The following is a 17,479-nucleotide window of genomic DNA, read 5'->3' as shown; positions in this document are numbered from 1 at the left end:
GTCGCCCGGACGTGTGCAGCGGTTCCGGGATAACGCTGCAGAAACAAAAATCTAAGGCAGCGATTACGGGAGGACCAGCCCGCCGCGATAATCGAGCATATAGGCCTTCTGGCCGTTTACCATGATGCATTCGTGGCCGCTGAACCGCTCGCAACCGCCTTCGCTGCGGTCGAGATAGCGGCCGGTTGGATGATCGAATTCCATCCCGCCGAGAAAGCGCTCCTGCCGATACATGGCTGAAAGTGCCGCTTTGATCACTGCCCCGGCGGCAGCGCCGTCGATGAGATCTGGTGCGACGATCCAACCGAAATAGTTCATCACCCACACGGGCTCGCCGGCAAACCACACCACCTCCTGTCCAGCGAAATCGGTGCCGCCGAAATAGCTGTCGAGATAGCGCCAGTCGCCGCGCTCATAGCCCATATCGTGGGCACCCGGCCGGCAGGGCGCGCGCGGCACGCCGCCGCCGACATAGGTCGCAGCCTTGGCCTCTACGACGAATTCGTTCAGCATCGCAATGTCGAGCATGTCGTTCTCCTCTCGGCCGGATGCTGGCAAATATGCAGTGATCTGTAAAGAACAAAAAAAGAACATCAGCCGAGACAAGCGGGTCGTCTTGAGAGGAGGTCGGCCGTCTGGCGACCATGTCACGATCTACGGCAGATCGCGAAACAACATCGCTCCTCATCAGATCGCGTCCCGGACCTTACCGAATCGCAATGCGCATCCCGGGATTTTCTAACGCAAGAAAGAAGGAAAAGATTCCTGTTGACAACGGAACAAACATCGAACAAATTGAAAACATAACAAGTAAGGGAGAGCCAAATGACTGACATGATCCGTGATATCGCAGCATTCACCTCCATCGCAATGTTCGTTGCCAGCTTCTCGCTCATCGTCATGGCAATCTAAAGTTTTCAGGGGACCGCATGGCAGTCATGCGGTCCGGACGCGGGACTTCTTCTGGACATCTTCGCCCTCTATGCCGACAATGCGTCCGATTCATTCGGGTGATTGGGAAGGCATGGCATGGCGGATACGGCAAAGGGTTCAACGGCTGAGGTGACCGGCGGCACGCCGGGCTTCATCCACCTGAGGGTCCACTCCGCCTATTCGCTTCTCGAAGGCGCCTTGCCGCTGAAGAAGATCCTTTACAAGGCGACCGGCGACAGCCAGCCGGCGATCGCCATTACCGACACCAACAATCTGTTCGTCGCGCTGGAATTCTCCCAGAAAGCGATGGAGGAGGGCCTGCAGCCGATCATCGGCTGCCAGGTCTCGATCGACATGGAAGACGGGCTGGAAACGGAAAAGCGCGGCGGCCAGCAGGCCCTGATCAAGCTGCCGTCGATCGTTCTTCTCGCTGCCACCGATGCCGGTTACGAACGGCTCGTCGACCTCGTCAGCCGCGCCTATCTCGGCGGCGAAAGCAACCAGGCCATTCATATCAAGGCCTCCTGGCTGGAAGAGGCCGGCACAGAAGGGTTGATCGCCCTGACCGGCGCCCTGACCGGGCCTGTCGACGTGGCGATCAAGGAGGGCCATGCAGCCCAGGCGGAAGTCCGGCTGCTTGCGCTGAAGCGTCTCTTTGGCGACCGGCTCTATGTCGAGCTGCAGCGGCACGGTACCTACGACAAGCGCCATGAGCAGAGGATCGTCGGGCTTGCCTATATCAACGACCTGCCGCTGGTTGCGACCAACGAGGCCTTCTTTCCGACACGCGACGATTACGACGCCCATGATGCGCTGATGGCGGTCGCCCACAATGCCATCGTCTCCGACGATAGCCGCTTTCGCCTGACCCCGGACCATTATCTGAAGAGCCGGGCCGAGATGGCCAAGCTCTTCGCCGATCTGCCGGAAGCGCTGGAAAACACCATCGAGATCGCCAAGCGTTGCTCCTTCGTGCTGAAGACGCGAAAGCCGATCCTGCCGCGCTTCACCGGTGCGACCGACGATCCCGAGGAGGCCGAACGCGCCGAGGCGAGCGAACTGCGCCGCCAGGCAGTCGAAGGGCTGGACATGCGGCTTTCGACGCTCGGCATGTCGCCGGGTTACGAGGAAAAGGAATATCGCGAGCGACTGGATTTTGAACTCAGCGTCATCGAGCGCATGCGTTTTCCCGGGTACTTCCTGATCGTTGCCGACTTCATCAAATGGGCCAAGCAGCAGGATATACCGGTCGGCCCGGGCCGCGGTTCGGGCGCAGGTTCCCTGGTCGCCTACGCGTTGACGATCACCGACGTCGATCCGCTGCGGTTTTCGCTGCTCTTCGAGCGCTTCCTCAATCCGGAACGCGTCTCGATGCCGGACTTCGACATCGACTTCTGCCAGGACCGCCGCGAAGAGGTGATCCGCTACGTCCAGGCCAAGTATGGCCGCGAGCAGGTGGCGCAGATCATCACCTTCGGTTCGCTGCAGGCGCGCGCCGCCCTTCGCGATGTCGGCCGCGTGCTGGAAATGCCTTACGGCCAGGTAGACAAGATCTGCAAACTCGTGCCGAACAATCCGGCCAATCCGACGCCGCTGTCCAAAGCGATCGAGGAGGAGCCGAAGCTGCAGGAGGAGGCGGCGAAGGAGCCGGTCGTCGCGCGCCTGCTCGACATTGCCCAGAAGATCGAGGGGCTTTACCGCCATGCCTCGACGCATGCCGCCGGCATCGTCATCGGCGACCGCCCGCTTTCCAAGCTGGTGCCGATGTATCGCGATCCGCGCTCCGACATGCCGGTCACCCAGTTCAACATGAAATGGGTAGAGCAGGCCGGCCTGGTCAAATTCGACTTTCTTGGCCTGAAGACGCTGACGGTGCTGAAGGTCGCGGTCGATTTTGTCGCCAAGCTCGGCGTCAAGGTCGATCTCGCGGCGATCCCTCTCGACGACAAGAAGACCTACGAGATGCTGTCGCGCGGCGAGACGGTCGGCGTGTTCCAGGTGGAAAGTGCCGGCATGCGCAAGGCGCTGATCGGCATGAAGCCGGACTGCATCGAGGACATCATCGCCCTGGTGGCGCTCTACCGTCCGGGTCCGATGGAGAACATCCCGACCTACAATGCCCGCAAGCACGGTGAAGAAGAGCTGGAATCGATCCATCCGATGATCGACCACCTGCTCAAGGAAACCCAAGGCGTCATCGTCTACCAGGAACAGGTGATGCAGATCGCCCAGGTCCTGTCCGGTTACTCGCTCGGAGAAGCCGATCTTCTGCGCCGCGCCATGGGCAAGAAGATCAAGGCCGAGATGGACCAGCAGCGCGAACGCTTCGTCGTCGGCGCCGTCAAGAACGGCGTATCGAAGCCGCAGGCCGACAATATCTTCGAACTGCTGGCGAAGTTCGCCAATTACGGCTTCAACAAGTCGCATGCCGCTGCCTACGCCATCGTCTCCTACCAGACGGCCTATATGAAGGCGCATTATCCGGTCGAATTCCTCGCCGCCTCGATGACGCTCGACATGTCCAACACCGAAAAGGTCAACGATTTCCGCCAGGATGCCAAGCGCCTCGGTATCGAAGTGATCGCACCCTCGGTGCAGACCTCCTTCCGCCATTTCCAGACCGGCGCCAACCGCATCTATTATGCGCTCGCCGCCCTCAAGGGCGTCGGCGAATCCGCCGTCGACCATATCGTCGAGGTGCGTGGCGACAAGCCTTTTGCCGGCATCGAGGATTTCTGCCTGCGCATCGATCCGCGCCAGGTCAATCGCCGCGTGCTTGAAAGCCTGATTTTTGCCGGCGCCTTCGATTGTTTCGGCACCGACCGCGCCCAGCTTTCGGCCGGCCTCGACCGCATCCTCGGTTATGCCCAGCGCGCCCAAGAGAACAAGCTGAGCGGCCAGTCGGACATTTTCGGCAGCACCCTGACCTCGGGGCCGGAAAAAATCTCCCTGCCGCCGTTCTCGCCCTGGCTTGCCTCCGAGCGGCTGCTCAAGGAATTCCAGGTGCTGGGCTTCTATCTCACAGCCCACCCGCTCGATTCCTACAGCAACCTCCTGCAGAAGATGCGGGTGCAGACCTTTGCCGAATTTTCCCAAGCAATCAAACAGGGCGCCTTCAATGCGCGCCTCGCCGGCACCGTCATTTCGAAGCAGGAGCGCAAGACCCGCACCGGCAACAAGATGGGCATCATCGTCTTTTCCGACTCCTCCGGCCAGTTCGAGGCGGTGCTGTTTTCGGAAATGCTCAACCAGTATCGCGACGTGCTGGAGTCGGGAAAATCCTTCGTGCTGACCGCAACCGGCGAGGAGCGGCCGGAAGGCATCGGCTTGCGCATCCAGACGATCCAGTCGCTGGAGGAAAAGTCGCTGCAGATGCAGAAGGCGCTGCGCGTCTATGTCCGCGATTCCGGACCGCTGAAGATGGTCGCCGGTCATCTCAACGCCAAGGGCGACGGCCTCGTGTCCTTCATCGTCATCAAGGAGGAGGGCAAACGCGAGGTGGAAGTGGCGCTGGCGGAGAAATACCGCATCACCCCGGAGATCGCCGCCGCTCTTCGCGCCGCCCCCGGTGTCGTCGATGTCGAGCTTGTCTGATCACCCCGGCTGATGGTGATCAAATCTGGGTGATCGTGATCAGCCACGCGTAATGGTGATGAAATCCGTGCCGTCGCCGGTGTCACGGCCAAGGCCGGTATCGGAGATCGTCAGCGTCGAGCCGGGCGCGATCAGCGCGTCGATCCTGCGGCGGGTCTCCTCCGGGATCGTGATGCGGCTGAGCGACCGGACAATCGGCCTGCCGGTGATGATCGAGCTTTCCTGGTTGGTGATGCCGAGCCGCTTCATCGTCTCGCGGGAGAGATTGTTTTCCAGCGTGATGCCGAGCCAGTCCGCCGTGCCGGCCGTTTCATCGACCGCATGCAGCGTGAAGAAATGTGTGCCAAGCGCCAAGCCCGGATCGGCGATGGTCACCGGCGCTTCGAAGATCGGCTTGAACGCCCGGCGCACCATGATGACGCCGTTCGGCGGTTCACCCTTGCCCGCCGCGGCATAGACTTCCCTCAGGAGCGCGTCGGAGACCAGACTTCTGTCACCGACAAATTCGGCCGGCCGCAGCGTCTTGAAAGTCTTGATCGCCTGCACGGTCGACGGCCCGAGCAAGCCGTCCGGATCGCCGGCGGAAAAGCCGAGCTGGTTGAGCAAGGCCTGGATGTCGATGATCGTCTCGCGCAGCGTGCGGCGGGTGATCAGCATGCTGATCGGCTCGGACGGCGGCTCGGGTTCGTGCGCGGTGATCGGCGAAGCTGCCGGCATCGGCATGGCCGCCGTATCGTTCATCGCCACCTGCACCGGTGTGCCCGGACTGTCGGGCATCGAGGGCCGCAGTTCGACATCTGAAAGCAGCAGCATCGGCGCCGGCGCTTGCCGATGGAAAAGGGTCGGATGGTCGATCGGCTGCGGCGCCACTTGGCCGTCGCTGATGATGACGGGAATGCCGGGCTCGGTCATCCCGTAGAGCATCTTTGCAAAGGCGCCCGGCATGCGCACGCAGCCATGTGAGGCCGGATAACGCGGCACGGAATTCGATTCGTGCAGCGCAATGCCGGACCAGGTCAGCCTTTGCATGAACGGCATCGGCGCCGCCGAATAGAGATTGGATTCATGGTATTTCTGCTTTTCGAGCACCGAGAAGATGCCGCTCGGCGTCGTGTGCCCGTCCTTGCCGGTCGAGACCTTCGAGGTCGCGACGACCTCGGTACCGTCATAGACCGCAAGCGACTGCCTGTCCTTCGAGACGATGATCTGCAGCGTGCGCGCATCTGCGGCAAGGGCAGGGTGCACGAGTGCGGTGGCCGACAGCAAGCCGAGGCCGAAGACGAGACGCGAGAACATGATACCCAACCATACGCAATACTTGCAGGGCACACTATGGGACGAAGTTTAAGGAAGATTTTATAGGCTGCGCGGCAGCCCGGGCTCACGCCTTAGTGATCGCGCTTGCCGCTGCCGAAGGTGTAGCCGGTCTCGACCGTGTTCTTGCCGAACTTGTCGCGCAGCTTGTCCATCGCCGCTTCGGCGGCCGCTCGCCGGCCGGAGTGCCGGTCGATGAGATCGGGCGGATCGGCGCGCGCGGCATCGCCGAGATCGCTGACGCCGATGCCGATCAGTCGGAACTTCGTGCCATCAGTTTCTTTTTCGAGAAGCTCGAGCCCGGTGCGGAAGATCCTGTCGGCAAGCTGGGTCGGGTCTTCGAGCTTGCGGTTGCGGGTGCGCGATTTGAAATCGGCGCTCTTCATCTTCAGGACGACGGTCTGGCCGGCAATGCCGCTTTTCTTCAGCCGCCAGGAGACCTTTTCGGAGAGGTTGCGCAGGATCGGCACCAGATCGTCATAACGCCAGATGTCGTCGAAGAAGGTCGTCTCGGACGAAACGCTCTTGGCCGCATCGTTGAGATGCACTTCACGGTCGTCGATGCCACGCGACAGCCGGGCGAGCCGCTGGCCGATGCTGCCGTAGCGGCGCATCAGGTCGTTTTCCTCCATCTGCTGCAACTGGCCGATGGTACGGATGCCATCTGCCTCCAGCGTCGCCGCAAAGGCCTTGCCGACGCCCCAGATGGTGGTGACGGGGCGCGGCGCCAGGAACTCGACCGCTTCTTCACGGCCGATGACGGAAAAGCCGCGCGGCTTGTGCAGGTCGGAGGCAACCTTGGCGAGGAATTTGCAATAGGAAAGCCCGACCGAAACGCTGATGCCGATTTCCTTTTCGACCCGGCGGGCGAATTTGGCGAGGGTGCGCGCCGGCGGATCGTGATGCAGCCTCTCGGTGCCACCAAGCTCGAGGAAGGCTTCGTCGATCGACAGCGGTTGCACCAGCGGCGTCAGATCCTGCATCATGGCGCGCACCTGGCGCCCGACCCGGACATATTTCTCCATGTCGGGCCTGATGACGATCGCCTCGGGGCATGCTTCCAGCGCTTTGAACATCGGCATCGCCGAACGCACGCCGTGGATGCGGGCGATATAACAGGCGGTGGAGACGACGCCGCGTTTGCCGCCGCCGATGATCACCGGCTTGTCGGCAAGTTCCGGATTGTCGCGTTTCTCGACGGCCGCGTAAAAGGCGTCGCAATCAATATGCGCAAGCGTCAATGCGTAGAGCTCGCGATGGCGCACCAGGCGGGGGCTGCCGCAGGACACACAACGGCGCGCCTCGCCCTTCTGCTCGGCAAGGCAGTCGCGACAGAAGCCGGGTGTCTTGTCGGGCGTGGGCGTCATCATGAGAACAAAGATTGAACGCCGCAACATTACGCCCTAAGCTTCCGAGTCTCAAGAGAGGCGGGAGCTTTGCCTTTGGATAACGATCTTCGTTTCGAGCCGGTAACGCCAGAACGCTGGGGCGACTTCGAAATCCTGTTCGGGCCGCAAGGTGCCTTCTATAATTGCTGGTGCGTCGCGCTGCGCCTGCCGCATGCGATAAGAACGAAGATGGCGACCGAGGAGCGCAAGGCGCATATGCAGGACCGGATCAAGGCGGGGCCGCCGCCGGGCATTCTCTGTTATGCGGATGGCGCACCGGTTGCCTGGGTGCAGGTCGGGCCGCGCCATGACGTGCCGCAGTTCAATTCGCCGCGCACCGTCTCGCGGCCGCTGGAGGATGGTGATGCGCATGATCCATCCATCTGGGCCGTCAGCTGCTTCTTCCTGCTGCCCGGACTGCGTGGCAAGGGAATGAGCCATCGCCTGCTTTCCCTTGCGATCGACCATGCGCGGCGCCAGGGAGCGCGGCTGCTCGAAGCCTGTCCGATCGATCATGTGAAGCAGTCGAAATCCGTGACCCTCTGCGTCGGCTCGACGGCGATCTTCGATGCGGCCGGTTTCGAGATGGTGGCACGGCGCAAGGATGGCCGTCCGCTCATGCGGCTGGAACTGCGCGCATGAGAGCGCCGGAAAGAAAATGCGCCTCGATCAATTCGGCCGCATGCGTCCAGTCGCTGGCGCGGCTGATGTCGTCAGCGGCAGCCGGTGCGAAACGATGGACGGGCGAGTTCGGCATCAGATGAATCAGCAGGCAATCGGCGACGTGATCCCTGACGGAATGCAGATTGCGCGCCATATCATCGATGAAGACGACGGGAAGGGAGCGGCTGGCATGCAAGGCGTGAACGATCGGCCCCTTCGGCTGCTCGGTGGCAAGCAGCGGAAAAAGCAGGCCCAGCCTGTCGAGCAGGCGGCGGCGCTGATCCTGGAACCGCGGCTGCATCGCCGTCAGGAAAAGCACGTCGGCCTCCTGCGAAAGCCGGTCGAGCGTTTCGACGACGCGGTCGAGCGGCGTCTGCCACAGCTCCTGCGCCTCGAAGAATTCCTCGATCAGCCGGCTGACCTGCGGATCCTCGATCTCCGCGCCATCCTCCTGCGAGACGATGTTGCCGTGAAGCTTAAACGATCGCGGCAGAAACGCGTGTCCCTGGCTTTGAAGGAAAAGCTGGAAAGGACCGATGAACTGCAGCACGACGTCGTCGACGTCGCAGACGATCAACGGGCGTTCGCCGAGGCGGATATGCGAGACATCGAGGTCCGGAGTGCAGGCCACGGTCAGTATTCTCCGGAATCGAGACCCGGCGAAGAGAAATGCCGCCAGGCGGCGGTCACCGTCTCCGGGCTGATGCCGCTCGCAGCGCAGAAAGCCATCGCCGTCGGTTCGTGGTTCATCAGGAAATCCATCATGCCGGCAAGGAATCCCGGGTCGTCGACGGCGTTGCGCACCTGGCCGGGCGCGACACCCGTCAGGGCGAGGAATCGGCCGAACATGTCGGGATCGCCGGCGAGCCAACCGAGCACGGCGATCGCGGTTGCGTGCGGGTCGGCGGCCTGTTGTTTCGAAGTCTTGAAGTTGCTTTGCATTTCGAGGGGTAAGTTACCTTTTCTTCAACCAAATACCGCTAGCGTGCGCTATCGGTTTCACGGAGCTATTGTCCGCATGTGCCTTTCTCATGGGACCAACCGCTGCTTGAACGGACGTAGGGACAGCTTGCCATGCCCAAACAGGTGATGATTGTAGAAGATAACGAGCTCAACATGAAGCTCTTTCGCGACCTCATCGAGGCGTCCGGGTACACCACGATCCAGACCAGAAATGGCATGGAGGCGCTCGATCTGGCGCGCAAGCATCGCCCCGACCTCATCCTGATGGATATTCAGCTTCCCGAGGTTTCCGGCCTCGAAGTCACGAAATGGCTGAAGGAAGACGACGAGCTGCACGTCATTCCCGTCATTGCCGTCACGGCTTTCGCGATGAAGGGCGACGAGGAGCGGATCCGCCAGGGCGGCTGTGAGGCCTATGTTTCCAAGCCGATCTCGGTTCCGAAATTCATCGAGACGATCAAGACCTATCTGGGCGATGCCTGACGCATCGGAAAGACACCTATGACTGCGCGAATACTGGTGGTGGACGATATTCCGGCCAATGTGAAGCTGCTCGAAGCGCGGCTGCTCGCGGAGTATTTCGACGTCATGACCGCGGCCGACGGCTACACGGCGTTGGCGATCTGCGAGCGCAACCAGGTCGATCTCATCCTGCTCGATATCATGATGCCCGGCATAGATGGTTTCGAGGTCTGCGAGCGGCTGAAAGCCAGCCAGAAGACCGCGCATATTCCCGTCGTCATGGTCACCGCGCTCGACCAGCCGGCCGATCGCGTCCGCGGTCTGAAGGCTGGCGCCGACGATTTCCTCACCAAGCCGGTCAACGATCTGCAGCTGATCTCACGGGTGAAGAGCCTGCTGCGGTTGAAGACGTTGAGCGACGAGCTGCGCATTCGCGCCGACACCGCCCATACGATGGGCATCGACGACCTCACGCGGGCAGTCGAGGGCCGCGCCGACGAGACCGCTCAGGTCCTGCTCGTCGACGGCCGCGCCAATTCGCAGGAGCGCCTTATCAGAGCGCTGAAGCCCGTTGCCGACGTGCTTGCCCTCTCCGATCCGCAGGCCGCCCTCTTCGAGGCGGCCGAAAGCGCGTTCGATCTCGTCATCGTCAACGCCAATTTCGACGATTACGATCCGCTTCGCCTCTGCTCGCAGCTGCGCTCGCTGGAGCGCACGCGCTTCCTGCCGATCCTGATCATCACCGAGCAGGGCGCTGACGAGATGGTCGTGCGCGCGCTCGATCTCGGCGTCAACGACTACATCATCCGCCCGGTCGATCCCAACGAGCTGGTTGCCCGCAGCCTGACGCAGATCCGCCGCAAGCGCTACAACGACCGTCTGCGCGCCAGCGTCAAGCAGACGATCGAGCTTGCGGTAACCGATCCGCTGACCGGCCTCTATAACCGGCGCTATCTCGACAATCATCTGAACGTGCTCTTCAACCGTTCAATGGCGCGCGGCCGGCCGCTTTCGGTGCTGATCACCGATATCGACCGCTTCAAGCAGGTAAACGATACCTATGGCCATGACGGCGGCGACGAAGTCCTGCGGGAATTTGCAAATCGCGTCCGTTCGACCATTCGCGGTGCCGACCTTGCCTGCCGCTACGGCGGGGAGGAATTCGTCGTTGTAATGCCCGACACCTCGCCTGAGATAGCCGCCGCTGTCGCCGAGCGCCTGCGCACGGCGATCGAAAGCGCTCCCTTCATGCTGAAACACGCCGGTGAGGCGCTGAACGTCACCGCGTCCTTCGGCATCGCCTCGCGTATTGCAGCGGTGCTGACTCCGGACCAGCTGATGAAGCAGGCCGATCTGGCTCTTTACGAGGCCAAGAATACCGGCCGCAACCGCGTTGTCGCCGCAGCCGCCTGACGAATCATCTGTCGCCTTCTGTGCCGTCTACGGGTTTTCCACAGTGGTAAGCGAATTATTACCGATTTTTAATGCCCGCCCGCATGGCGCGGGGTGAAAATTTTGCCGCCAAATAGCCCAAAAATGGATTTCCGGCTTTGCTGCCGATGCGCCGCTGCCCGATAGTCTTGAAAGTGTGCGGCCATAGCTAAAAATGAAATAGCGACTATAAAAAATTCCCCATGCCGATAGGGCGAAATACAGTGCGATGGAGCCACCTCACCTAAGGGGAGGGGATGGGTAAGTTATTACGTTATAGTGTAGAATTTCTTCGAAGCGTGGATGCCTACGCTTCGAGCCCAAGCAGAGCCGACCAATCTTTGTATGCACCAAAACTGGACTTTTAACCATAGAATCAAGTCCGCAAAAATCATCATTAAGAATTTGTTGATTTTCTTTCATTTTTGCGCAAATTATCGGCTCATAAGAGAAGCGCTCCCGTTGAGGAGTTGTCGATACCCCATGATGCTCAGGTCCGCCGCATCTCCTGGGTCGTGGGGTCGGTCGGCTAGTAGGCAAGTTATAGCGGTTCCTCGTGCCGTTTTGCATGCTGGCCGACCCCCTTTCAAGAAAACGCCGCCACTTCCCGAAGATGGAAGGGCGGCGTTTTTCTGTTTGCGCTATCATCTTTAAAGGCGATCACCTGGACAACAAAAAACGCGCAACCCGAGGGCGCGCGCTTTTTTGAAATCCTGAGATCAAGTGACTACTTGATCTTGGTTTCCTTGAACTCGACGTGCTTCCGTGCAACCGGGTCGTACTTCGTCTTCGTCATCTTGTCCGTCATCGTACGGCTGTTCTTCGTCGTGACATAGAAGAAACCGGTGTCGGCTGTCGACAGCAGCTTGATCTTGATTGTTGTAGCCTTGGCCATGGTCGTCCTGCCTTTAAGGAAAATGAAAGCCGTGGAAACCGGATGGGCTCCACGGCAAATTCTGGCGCGAAACTACGAATCTCGCCCGAAAAGTCAAGTCCGTTTTCGAATGAACATCAGTCTGATGCCGGAAAGTAGGGCGTAGAGACCGAAGAACGCGGCAATCGCCCAGGCAAAACCGTTATTTCCGGCGACATCGATCGCTGCGCCGATCGCCTGCGGCCCGGCGACGGTTCCCATAGCGTAACAGAAGATGAAGGCGGCATTGGCCGCCGCAAGGTCGGAGCCCGTCAGCCGCGAGCCGAGGTGGCTAAGCCCGACCGTATAGAGACCGGAGACGCAGCCGCCCCAGAAAAGCAGCAGCCCGGCCATCAGCAGCCAGTTGTCGAGCAGCACCGGCAACACCATCGCGCCGATGAACCCCATCAGCGCCATGCCGGCCAGAAGCGGCCGCTTATCGGCGATGCGGTCGGAGAGCAGGCCGAGCGGGATCTGAAAGATGACGTTGCCGACGCCCATCATGGTGAGCAGAAGTGCTGCCTGCGATTCGGTAAAATGGGCCCGCACAGCAAAGATCGGGAAAAGCGACAGGCCGCCCGCTTCGACCGCGCCGAAGATGAAGACCGCCGCCGTCGCCGTCGGCACCAGGAAAACGTAGCGCATGAAATGCAACTCCGGTTTTTCCTCGAGCACCGGGCTTTCGTCGCGGGCTATGAAGATCGGAATGGCGGCCAGCAGGATGGCGCAGGCGCCGATCAGGAAGGGGAAGATGCCGTCGCTGCCGAGAATCGAGAACAGCAGCGGCCCGGCCGCGAAGCCGAGGGAAAGCACGGTCGCGTAGATGCCGAGCACGAAGCCGCGTTTGGAAGGCGGCGAAGCGGCATTGATCCAGAATTCGGAGAGGATGAACAGCGTCGTCGTCGCGCCATGGAAAGCGAAACGCAGTGGAAACCACATCCAGAAATCCTGGGCATAATAAAAACCGAGCGCGCTCAGCGCCGAAATCAGCACGGCCCAGAGCATTGTCGGCGCAACGCCGTATTTATGGGCGAGCCTAGTGGTGATCGGCGCGGCGGCCATCGCCGCGACCCCGGCCATTGCCGTGTTGAGCCCGATCAGGGTGGACGAGATGCCGCGTTTTTCGAGGATGATGCTGAGAAGCGGAAGTCCGAGGCCGATTGCTATGCCAACGGCAGAAATGGACGAGATGGCTGCCACCAGAGAAGGCCAATGGATTTCTTCGACATCGCCCGGTGTGCCGTTTCTGGGCTGAGACATTTATCCATCCTTAGAAAGCTACGCGCGCGAATCGGCCGGTCACCTCACACAGATAGACACAGACGTGCCAAATCCGGGTGACGGGCAGCGTTTCGCAATATGTCCGATGTGAGTGACCACCTGCGGAATGTAAAGCCTGTTCAGACAAGAAAAGCTTACCATGTCAAATCGTTGAGGATCGTCGGCCGCCGCGTTCGGGTGGTGATCGGTGGAGCGCTGGCACTACACGTCAAATATGTCTGGAAGGTGAAGGCGCTAATCCGGCCGGCCGGGGATGTCATAATCGTCGGAACCGTCACTCTCTCCACCGAAACCGTGCATGCGCAACGCCCATTGCAGGCCGATGACGCCGCCCTTGATCGGCTGGATCGAGGCAAGCGCGGTGATGACGGTGATCGGCGCCCAGATGGCAAGATGCGCCCATACCGGCAGCACGAAGGTCATGTCGGTCAGCATATAGCCACCGACCACGACGTGGCCGAGAACGAGGATGACGATATAGGGCGGCAGGTCGTCCGCGCGTTGGTGATACATCGCCTCGCCGCAGGCTGCGCAATGATCGACCGGCTTCAGAAAGGCGCGAAAGAGCTTGCCGCTGCCGCAAGCCGGGCAGCGGTTCATCAGCCCCCGCATGATGGAGCGCCCAACCGGACGCTCGACCTCAGGCATATCCCCGTAGCGGACAGCCGGATCGGTCGGTGTGCGCATCGCATGTTCCTCTTCGGAGCTAAAGAATGTCATTTGAGCCTTCTGATGCGATGAAATACAGGTTAAACGCAAATGAATCAAACGTTTGGCAACGAGCCTCGCCCCAGCGTGCCACAGTTCACGCAGCTGCAGGGCCAATATCTGGCCTCCATTTATGCCTACACCAGGATCTTCAAACGCCCTCTCGCAGAAGCCGATATGCATGGCCACTTTGAGGTGACCGCACCGTCTGTCCACCAGATGGTGCTAACGCTGGAAAAAGCCGGTCTCATTCAACTTGTTGCGACGGCGGCTATCCCGCTGTTTCGCCAGTGCTGCTCCGAATATCCCAAGGGCCCGAAACGGCGCTTCGATCTCAATGCCTAACGGCGTCAAGGTATATGCCTTCCGGCTTTCAACATCGATTTGCGCCACGAGTGCTGCCGTCTCGAGCTCTCTCAGATTCCGGGTCAACTCCTTGGCACTGATGCCTTCGATCGCCACGAGCAGCGCATTGTATCGACGCGGTCCGGAAAGCACTAGTACGCGCAAAATATGGAGCTTCCACCGTCCGCCGATGGTGTTGATCGCGACATCAAGCGGGCAGGATGCGGGGTCGTGCTCGGAGGACTCTGGCTCTGAGACCAATAAGGGAACCTCGCGGTGCGTTGAGGCACCTGGGTGCAGCTCGCTAATATCCTCCAATGATGATCTCCGAAGAACCAACAGTACCCGCCGAGTTTAGCGGTCCCGCCCTTTCGATGCCAGCACTTTCGATGCCGGCATGGGTTGACCGTGAAGCCTATCCATTCACCTCAAAGTGGTTCGATCTTCCCGATGGAAGGATGCACTATATTGATGAGGGCGAGGGTGATATTCTCCTATTCGCGCACGGCAATCCCAGCTGGTCGTTTGAATACCGCCACCTCATCCGTCATTTTTCTTCGACTCATCGCTGCATTGCGCTCGATTATCTCGGGTTCGGCCTTTCCGACAAGCCGCCTCACCTGTCCTATCTCCCTCAATTCCACTCGGCCAATCTTGGTCGATTCATCGAAGAGCTCGATCTCAAGAACATTACCCTCGTCTTTCAGGATTGGGGCGGTCCGATCGCGCTCAGCTACGCGGTCGCCAATCCATCGAGAGTGAGTCGGATCATCGCATCGAATAGCTGGTTCTTCGATGTGCGGGAGTATCCGGCCGTTCGACGCTTCAGCCATATTATCGGAAGTGCGTTCGGACGGATGCTGTGCAAGCACCTCAATTTGTTTCCTCGCGTGCTTCTTAAAGCCTCGTTCGGAGATTCCTCGAGGCTGGGTCCAGAGGTCCACGCGCAATATCTGGCGCCGTTTCCAACGGCGGCCGAGCGCAAGGGCACATGGGTTTTCCCGCGCGCCATCGTCGGGGAAAGCTCTTGGATGGCTGAGATCTGGGCGCGGCGTCACACCCTAAAGGACCGGCCAACACTCCTGATCTGGGGAATGAAGGACCCTGGTTGCACGCCGCTGCTTCCACGCTGGACGGAGGTGTTCACGGACCACCGTCTCATTACGCTCGACGATGTCGGTCACAACGTTGCTGAGGAAGCTGGGCGGCACCTTATCGGCCCGATTGCGAGCTTTCTTTCGGATCGATCACCGTCATGACCTGTGTAGCGATACTAGGTGGCAGCGGCCGCTTGGGCAGCCGCATCGTCGCAAACCTTATCCGGCAGAAGATGCAGGTTCGGGCCCTCGTCCATAGCCACGGACTCGCCGCGGCTGAAAGCGACTATACGGCGGTATATGGCGATGCCCATGACCCTTCTGCGATTCGAGCCTTACTCATAGGTGCCGACGCGGTGATTTCCACGCTCGGAAGTGCCGGTGCACAGATCGCGGACGTCACCTCTGCCGCCGTCAGGAACCTGATCCCGGAGATGACTGCGCTCGAGATCACGCGCATCGTTTCCGTCACGGGATCGGCTGTGCGCGACGACATTGAGGTTGGCAGGGAGCATCCCCACATGGCTGAACGGCGTGCCGCTCTTATGCAGCACATACCCGGACTGGTTCTTGACGGCGAGGGGCATCTGCGGCTGCTGCGGCAATCTACCCTCAATTGGACGGTCATACGATTACCTCGGATGACATCCGATCCCGCCCGGCCAGCCACTCTTCGGGTCGATCCGCCGGTGCCGGCCGAGACGATCAGCTACGAGGCCGGTGCCGAGGCGATTGTTGAAGAGCTCATTTATGCCAGGTGGGTTCGAAAAGCTCCGTTCGCTTCAGAAGCTTAACGGCAGAAGCTTAACGGCTTGTCACAGCGCTTCGCTATGCCGTGCTCGCTGCTGACACGCAAGCTTCGCCGGGCGACAGCCATGGGCACCGTAAAGTTAACCCTTCGGCGACAGGCGGTGCAATCTTTCGGCATGACACCAGCCGCTCGTGATCCCCTACTCGAGAAGAAGTTGGCAGTAGCCACGCTCGAGGACTGGGCCTTGGCCATCGTTGCGGGGTCCACAATGCTCCAGGCGCGGTATCCGGAAGAGCGAAGATCCTCAGAAGCGCGCTGCCGCTCTTGACCTATTAAAGAGGACGATTCAGCGCAAGGGCTCGACTAAGACACCAACGATCCAACGTGCAAGCGGCATCAGCATGAGGAGGCTCGGGAAGGCTACGAGCCACGACACCGCCCATGCGCCGGGCCAGTGCGCGAAAAAAGCGCTTCCAGCACTCATGCCAGTTGCCACAGCCGAGACTATTGCAGACATCATTAGGGATAGAACGAACGGGATTAGAAGTTTGGAGTAGCCTGCTGGCAGCTTCTTCCATCTGGGATTTTTATTGCGCCGATCGGTCATCGCGATACCACGTTTGTTCCAATTGGCCATATCAATATTGTCCCGCCTTGAGGTCGCCAATGAACTGGTGCAAGGAACGCGGCTCGCGGCCCAAAGCCGCCCTTAGCGTAAGACTGTTACCGCCGAGCCCAAACCTTGCATAATGCTCGTGAACCTTTGAAAGGAGATGCAGCTGATGGTCGTTGTACGGCAAATTCCCGCTCGATGCCCACTCGGCAAAGGAAGGTTCCAGAGCCTCGACGTGACGTCCAAGCGCTTCCGACATCATTTCGGCAATATCGCCTCTGTGGCAAAGTCCTTCAGAGCAAAGCTCGAGAGTGGCGAAAGCCAGTCGATCGCTAGTCAGAGCCTCGGCAGCGACGTCGGCAACGTCTCGATAATCAACACGCGCAATGCGCGCGGTCTTGGGGAATGGCTCGGAAAATGTACTCGTCTCCAGCACGTTCGGCCACGCGAGGGCGATGTTCTGCATGAAGTTCGCGGGGTGAAGGATCGTGTACTGTAGACGCGATGAATAGAGCGCTTCTTCCACAGGTATTTTGCTCGCGTGGTTCTCGAGCCGCGTATTTGTTGGCTGAATAACCGATGAGAAAACAAATTTGCGCACTCCGCTGCGCTCAGCGGCCTCGATCATTGAGACACCCATCGCGGCTTCGTCCGGCGCAAATGCTGGTCCGATATAAAAAACGCCATCGACGCCATCACATGCCCGGTCAAGACTTTCTGCATTGCGCAAGTCACCCTCAATAACATCAACCGTGGCGCCCACCTGGGTCTGCACATCTTTTGCGAGATATCGTACTAGCGCCCGAACCGTGACGTTTCGGCGTGCTAGCAGGCTGCTGAAATTCGCTCTGCGTTGGCGCAGTTGCTTGCTGTGGGTCTGATTTTTTTACAGACTGGCTGTCGTGCGGTGGGATTTTGGCCGATTGAGGCGGGTTTTCTGGCCATATCGGCTTATTGATCTCCCTCAAGACACACTTCGCCCGTCGATCCGATCAATTTGGGAAGGCGGATGATGTTGTACGC

The 17,479-nt window shown here is 60.1% G+C and carries 17 protein-coding genes; 6 read left to right on the top strand and 11 right to left on the bottom strand.

The genetic code is table 11. The features are described 5' to 3' along the window. Nucleotides 1-63: 63 nt before the first annotated feature. The gene (locus HJB84_RS02355; protein WP_221115182.1) at nt 64-528 is read right to left on the bottom strand and encodes a DUF5680 domain-containing protein; all 465 of its coding nucleotides are present in this window, start codon (nt 526-528) and stop codon (nt 64-66) included. 501 nt (nt 529-1,029) lie between these two features. On the opposite strand from HJB84_RS02355, the gene dnaE reads away from it, so the two are divergent. Continuing rightward, the gene (dnaE, locus tag HJB84_RS02350) at nt 1,030-4,527 is read left to right on the top strand and encodes a DNA polymerase III subunit alpha (RefSeq protein WP_207583804.1); all 3,498 of its coding nucleotides are present in this window, start codon (nt 1,030-1,032) and stop codon (nt 4,525-4,527) included. A 39-nt stretch (nt 4,528-4,566) separates the two neighbouring features. On the opposite strand, the gene HJB84_RS02345 is transcribed toward dnaE, so the two are convergent. Together HJB84_RS02345 and HJB84_RS02340 are read right to left on the bottom strand one after the other, a co-directional pair. Beyond that, nucleotides 4,567-5,823: a L,D-transpeptidase family protein gene (locus tag HJB84_RS02345; protein ID WP_221115181.1), complete on the bottom strand. Its 1,257-nt coding sequence runs from the start codon at nt 5,821-5,823 to the stop codon at nt 4,567-4,569. 92 nt (nt 5,824-5,915) lie between these two features. Further along, nucleotides 5,916-7,208 carry a DNA polymerase IV gene (locus HJB84_RS02340; protein WP_207584290.1) on the bottom strand — a complete coding sequence of 431 codons (1,293 nt, stop codon included), beginning with the start codon at nt 7,206-7,208 and terminating at the stop codon, nt 5,916-5,918. A gap of 75 nt (nt 7,209-7,283) precedes the next feature. Here HJB84_RS02340 and HJB84_RS02335 point away from each other — a divergent pair, with 75 nt between their 5' ends. After that, nucleotides 7,284-7,871, top strand: coding sequence for a GNAT family N-acetyltransferase (locus tag HJB84_RS02335; RefSeq protein ID WP_221115180.1), 588 nt, complete (start codon nt 7,284-7,286; stop codon nt 7,869-7,871). Here the strand turns inward: HJB84_RS02335 and HJB84_RS02330 are convergent. Both HJB84_RS02330 and HJB84_RS02325 read right to left on the bottom strand, forming a co-directional pair. Continuing rightward, a complete protein-coding gene (locus HJB84_RS02330; protein WP_221115179.1) occupies nt 7,846-8,523 on the bottom strand; it encodes a hypothetical protein in 678 nt (225 codons plus the stop codon). The genes HJB84_RS02335 and HJB84_RS02330 overlap by 26 nt on opposite strands. Before the next feature lie 2 nt (nt 8,524-8,525). Continuing rightward, on the bottom strand, nt 8,526-8,834 hold the full coding sequence (locus HJB84_RS02325) for a DUF3572 domain-containing protein (RefSeq protein WP_207583808.1): 309 nt from the start codon (nt 8,832-8,834) through the stop codon (nt 8,526-8,528). Nucleotides 8,835-8,966: 132 nt separating this feature from the next. Between HJB84_RS02325 and HJB84_RS02320 the strand changes: the two genes are divergently transcribed. Both HJB84_RS02320 and HJB84_RS02315 read left to right on the top strand, forming a co-directional pair. Further along, nucleotides 8,967-9,338, top strand: coding sequence for a response regulator (locus tag HJB84_RS02320; RefSeq protein ID WP_003547430.1), 372 nt, complete (start codon nt 8,967-8,969; stop codon nt 9,336-9,338). A gap of 18 nt (nt 9,339-9,356) precedes the next feature. Then, nucleotides 9,357-10,730 carry a PleD family two-component system response regulator gene (locus HJB84_RS02315; RefSeq protein WP_221115178.1) on the top strand — a complete coding sequence of 458 codons (1,374 nt, stop codon included), beginning with the start codon at nt 9,357-9,359 and terminating at the stop codon, nt 10,728-10,730. A 745-nt stretch (nt 10,731-11,475) separates the two neighbouring features. On the opposite strand, the gene rpmG is transcribed toward HJB84_RS02315, so the two are convergent. The 4 genes from rpmG to HJB84_RS02295 form a co-directional block, all read right to left on the bottom strand. Then, nucleotides 11,476-11,643 (bottom strand): 50S ribosomal protein L33, encoded by a 168-nt coding sequence (gene rpmG / locus HJB84_RS02310; RefSeq protein ID WP_007626161.1) that lies wholly within the window; start codon nt 11,641-11,643, stop codon nt 11,476-11,478. A 93-nt stretch (nt 11,644-11,736) separates the two neighbouring features. Then, nucleotides 11,737-12,921, bottom strand: coding sequence for an MFS transporter (locus HJB84_RS02305; protein ID WP_207583810.1), 1,185 nt, complete (start codon nt 12,919-12,921; stop codon nt 11,737-11,739). Nucleotides 12,922-13,176: 255 nt separating this feature from the next. After that, nucleotides 13,177-13,629 (bottom strand): DUF983 domain-containing protein, encoded by a 453-nt coding sequence (locus HJB84_RS02300; protein ID WP_207584291.1) that lies wholly within the window; start codon nt 13,627-13,629, stop codon nt 13,177-13,179. A 246-nt stretch (nt 13,630-13,875) separates the two neighbouring features. Then, nucleotides 13,876-14,313, bottom strand: coding sequence for a helix-turn-helix domain-containing protein (locus tag HJB84_RS02295; protein WP_207583811.1), 438 nt, complete (start codon nt 14,311-14,313; stop codon nt 13,876-13,878). On the opposite strand from HJB84_RS02295, the gene HJB84_RS02290 reads away from it, so the two are divergent. Beyond that, the gene (locus HJB84_RS02290) at nt 14,313-15,254 is read left to right on the top strand and encodes an alpha/beta fold hydrolase (RefSeq protein WP_221115177.1); all 942 of its coding nucleotides are present in this window, start codon (nt 14,313-14,315) and stop codon (nt 15,252-15,254) included. The two genes, HJB84_RS02295 and HJB84_RS02290, sit on opposite strands and share 1 nt — an antisense overlap. Next, entirely contained in the window at nt 15,251-15,886 is a 636-nt protein-coding gene (locus HJB84_RS02285; RefSeq protein ID WP_259671008.1) for an NAD(P)-dependent oxidoreductase, read from the top strand. Before HJB84_RS02290 ends, HJB84_RS02285 begins: the two co-directional genes overlap by 4 nt. Nucleotides 15,887-16,189: 303 nt before the next feature. Here HJB84_RS02285 and HJB84_RS02280 read toward each other — a convergent pair whose 3' ends face one another. Both HJB84_RS02280 and HJB84_RS02275 read right to left on the bottom strand, forming a co-directional pair. After that, on the bottom strand, nt 16,190-16,450 hold the full coding sequence (locus tag HJB84_RS02280) for a DUF2798 domain-containing protein (RefSeq protein WP_221115358.1): 261 nt from the start codon (nt 16,448-16,450) through the stop codon (nt 16,190-16,192). Between the two features lie 31 nt (nt 16,451-16,481). Next, nucleotides 16,482-17,288, bottom strand: a complete 807-nt coding sequence (locus HJB84_RS02275) for an NmrA family NAD(P)-binding protein (protein ID WP_259671016.1) — start codon at nt 17,286-17,288, stop codon at nt 16,482-16,484. Nucleotides 17,289-17,479: the final 191 nt, after the last annotated feature.

The organism is Rhizobium sp. NZLR1b, assembly GCF_019685155.1.
Classification (GTDB): Bacteria; Pseudomonadota; Alphaproteobacteria; order Rhizobiales; family Rhizobiaceae; genus Rhizobium.
Note: the sequence above shows the minus strand (reverse complement) of the source record. Positions and strands in the feature narration are given on the sequence as shown.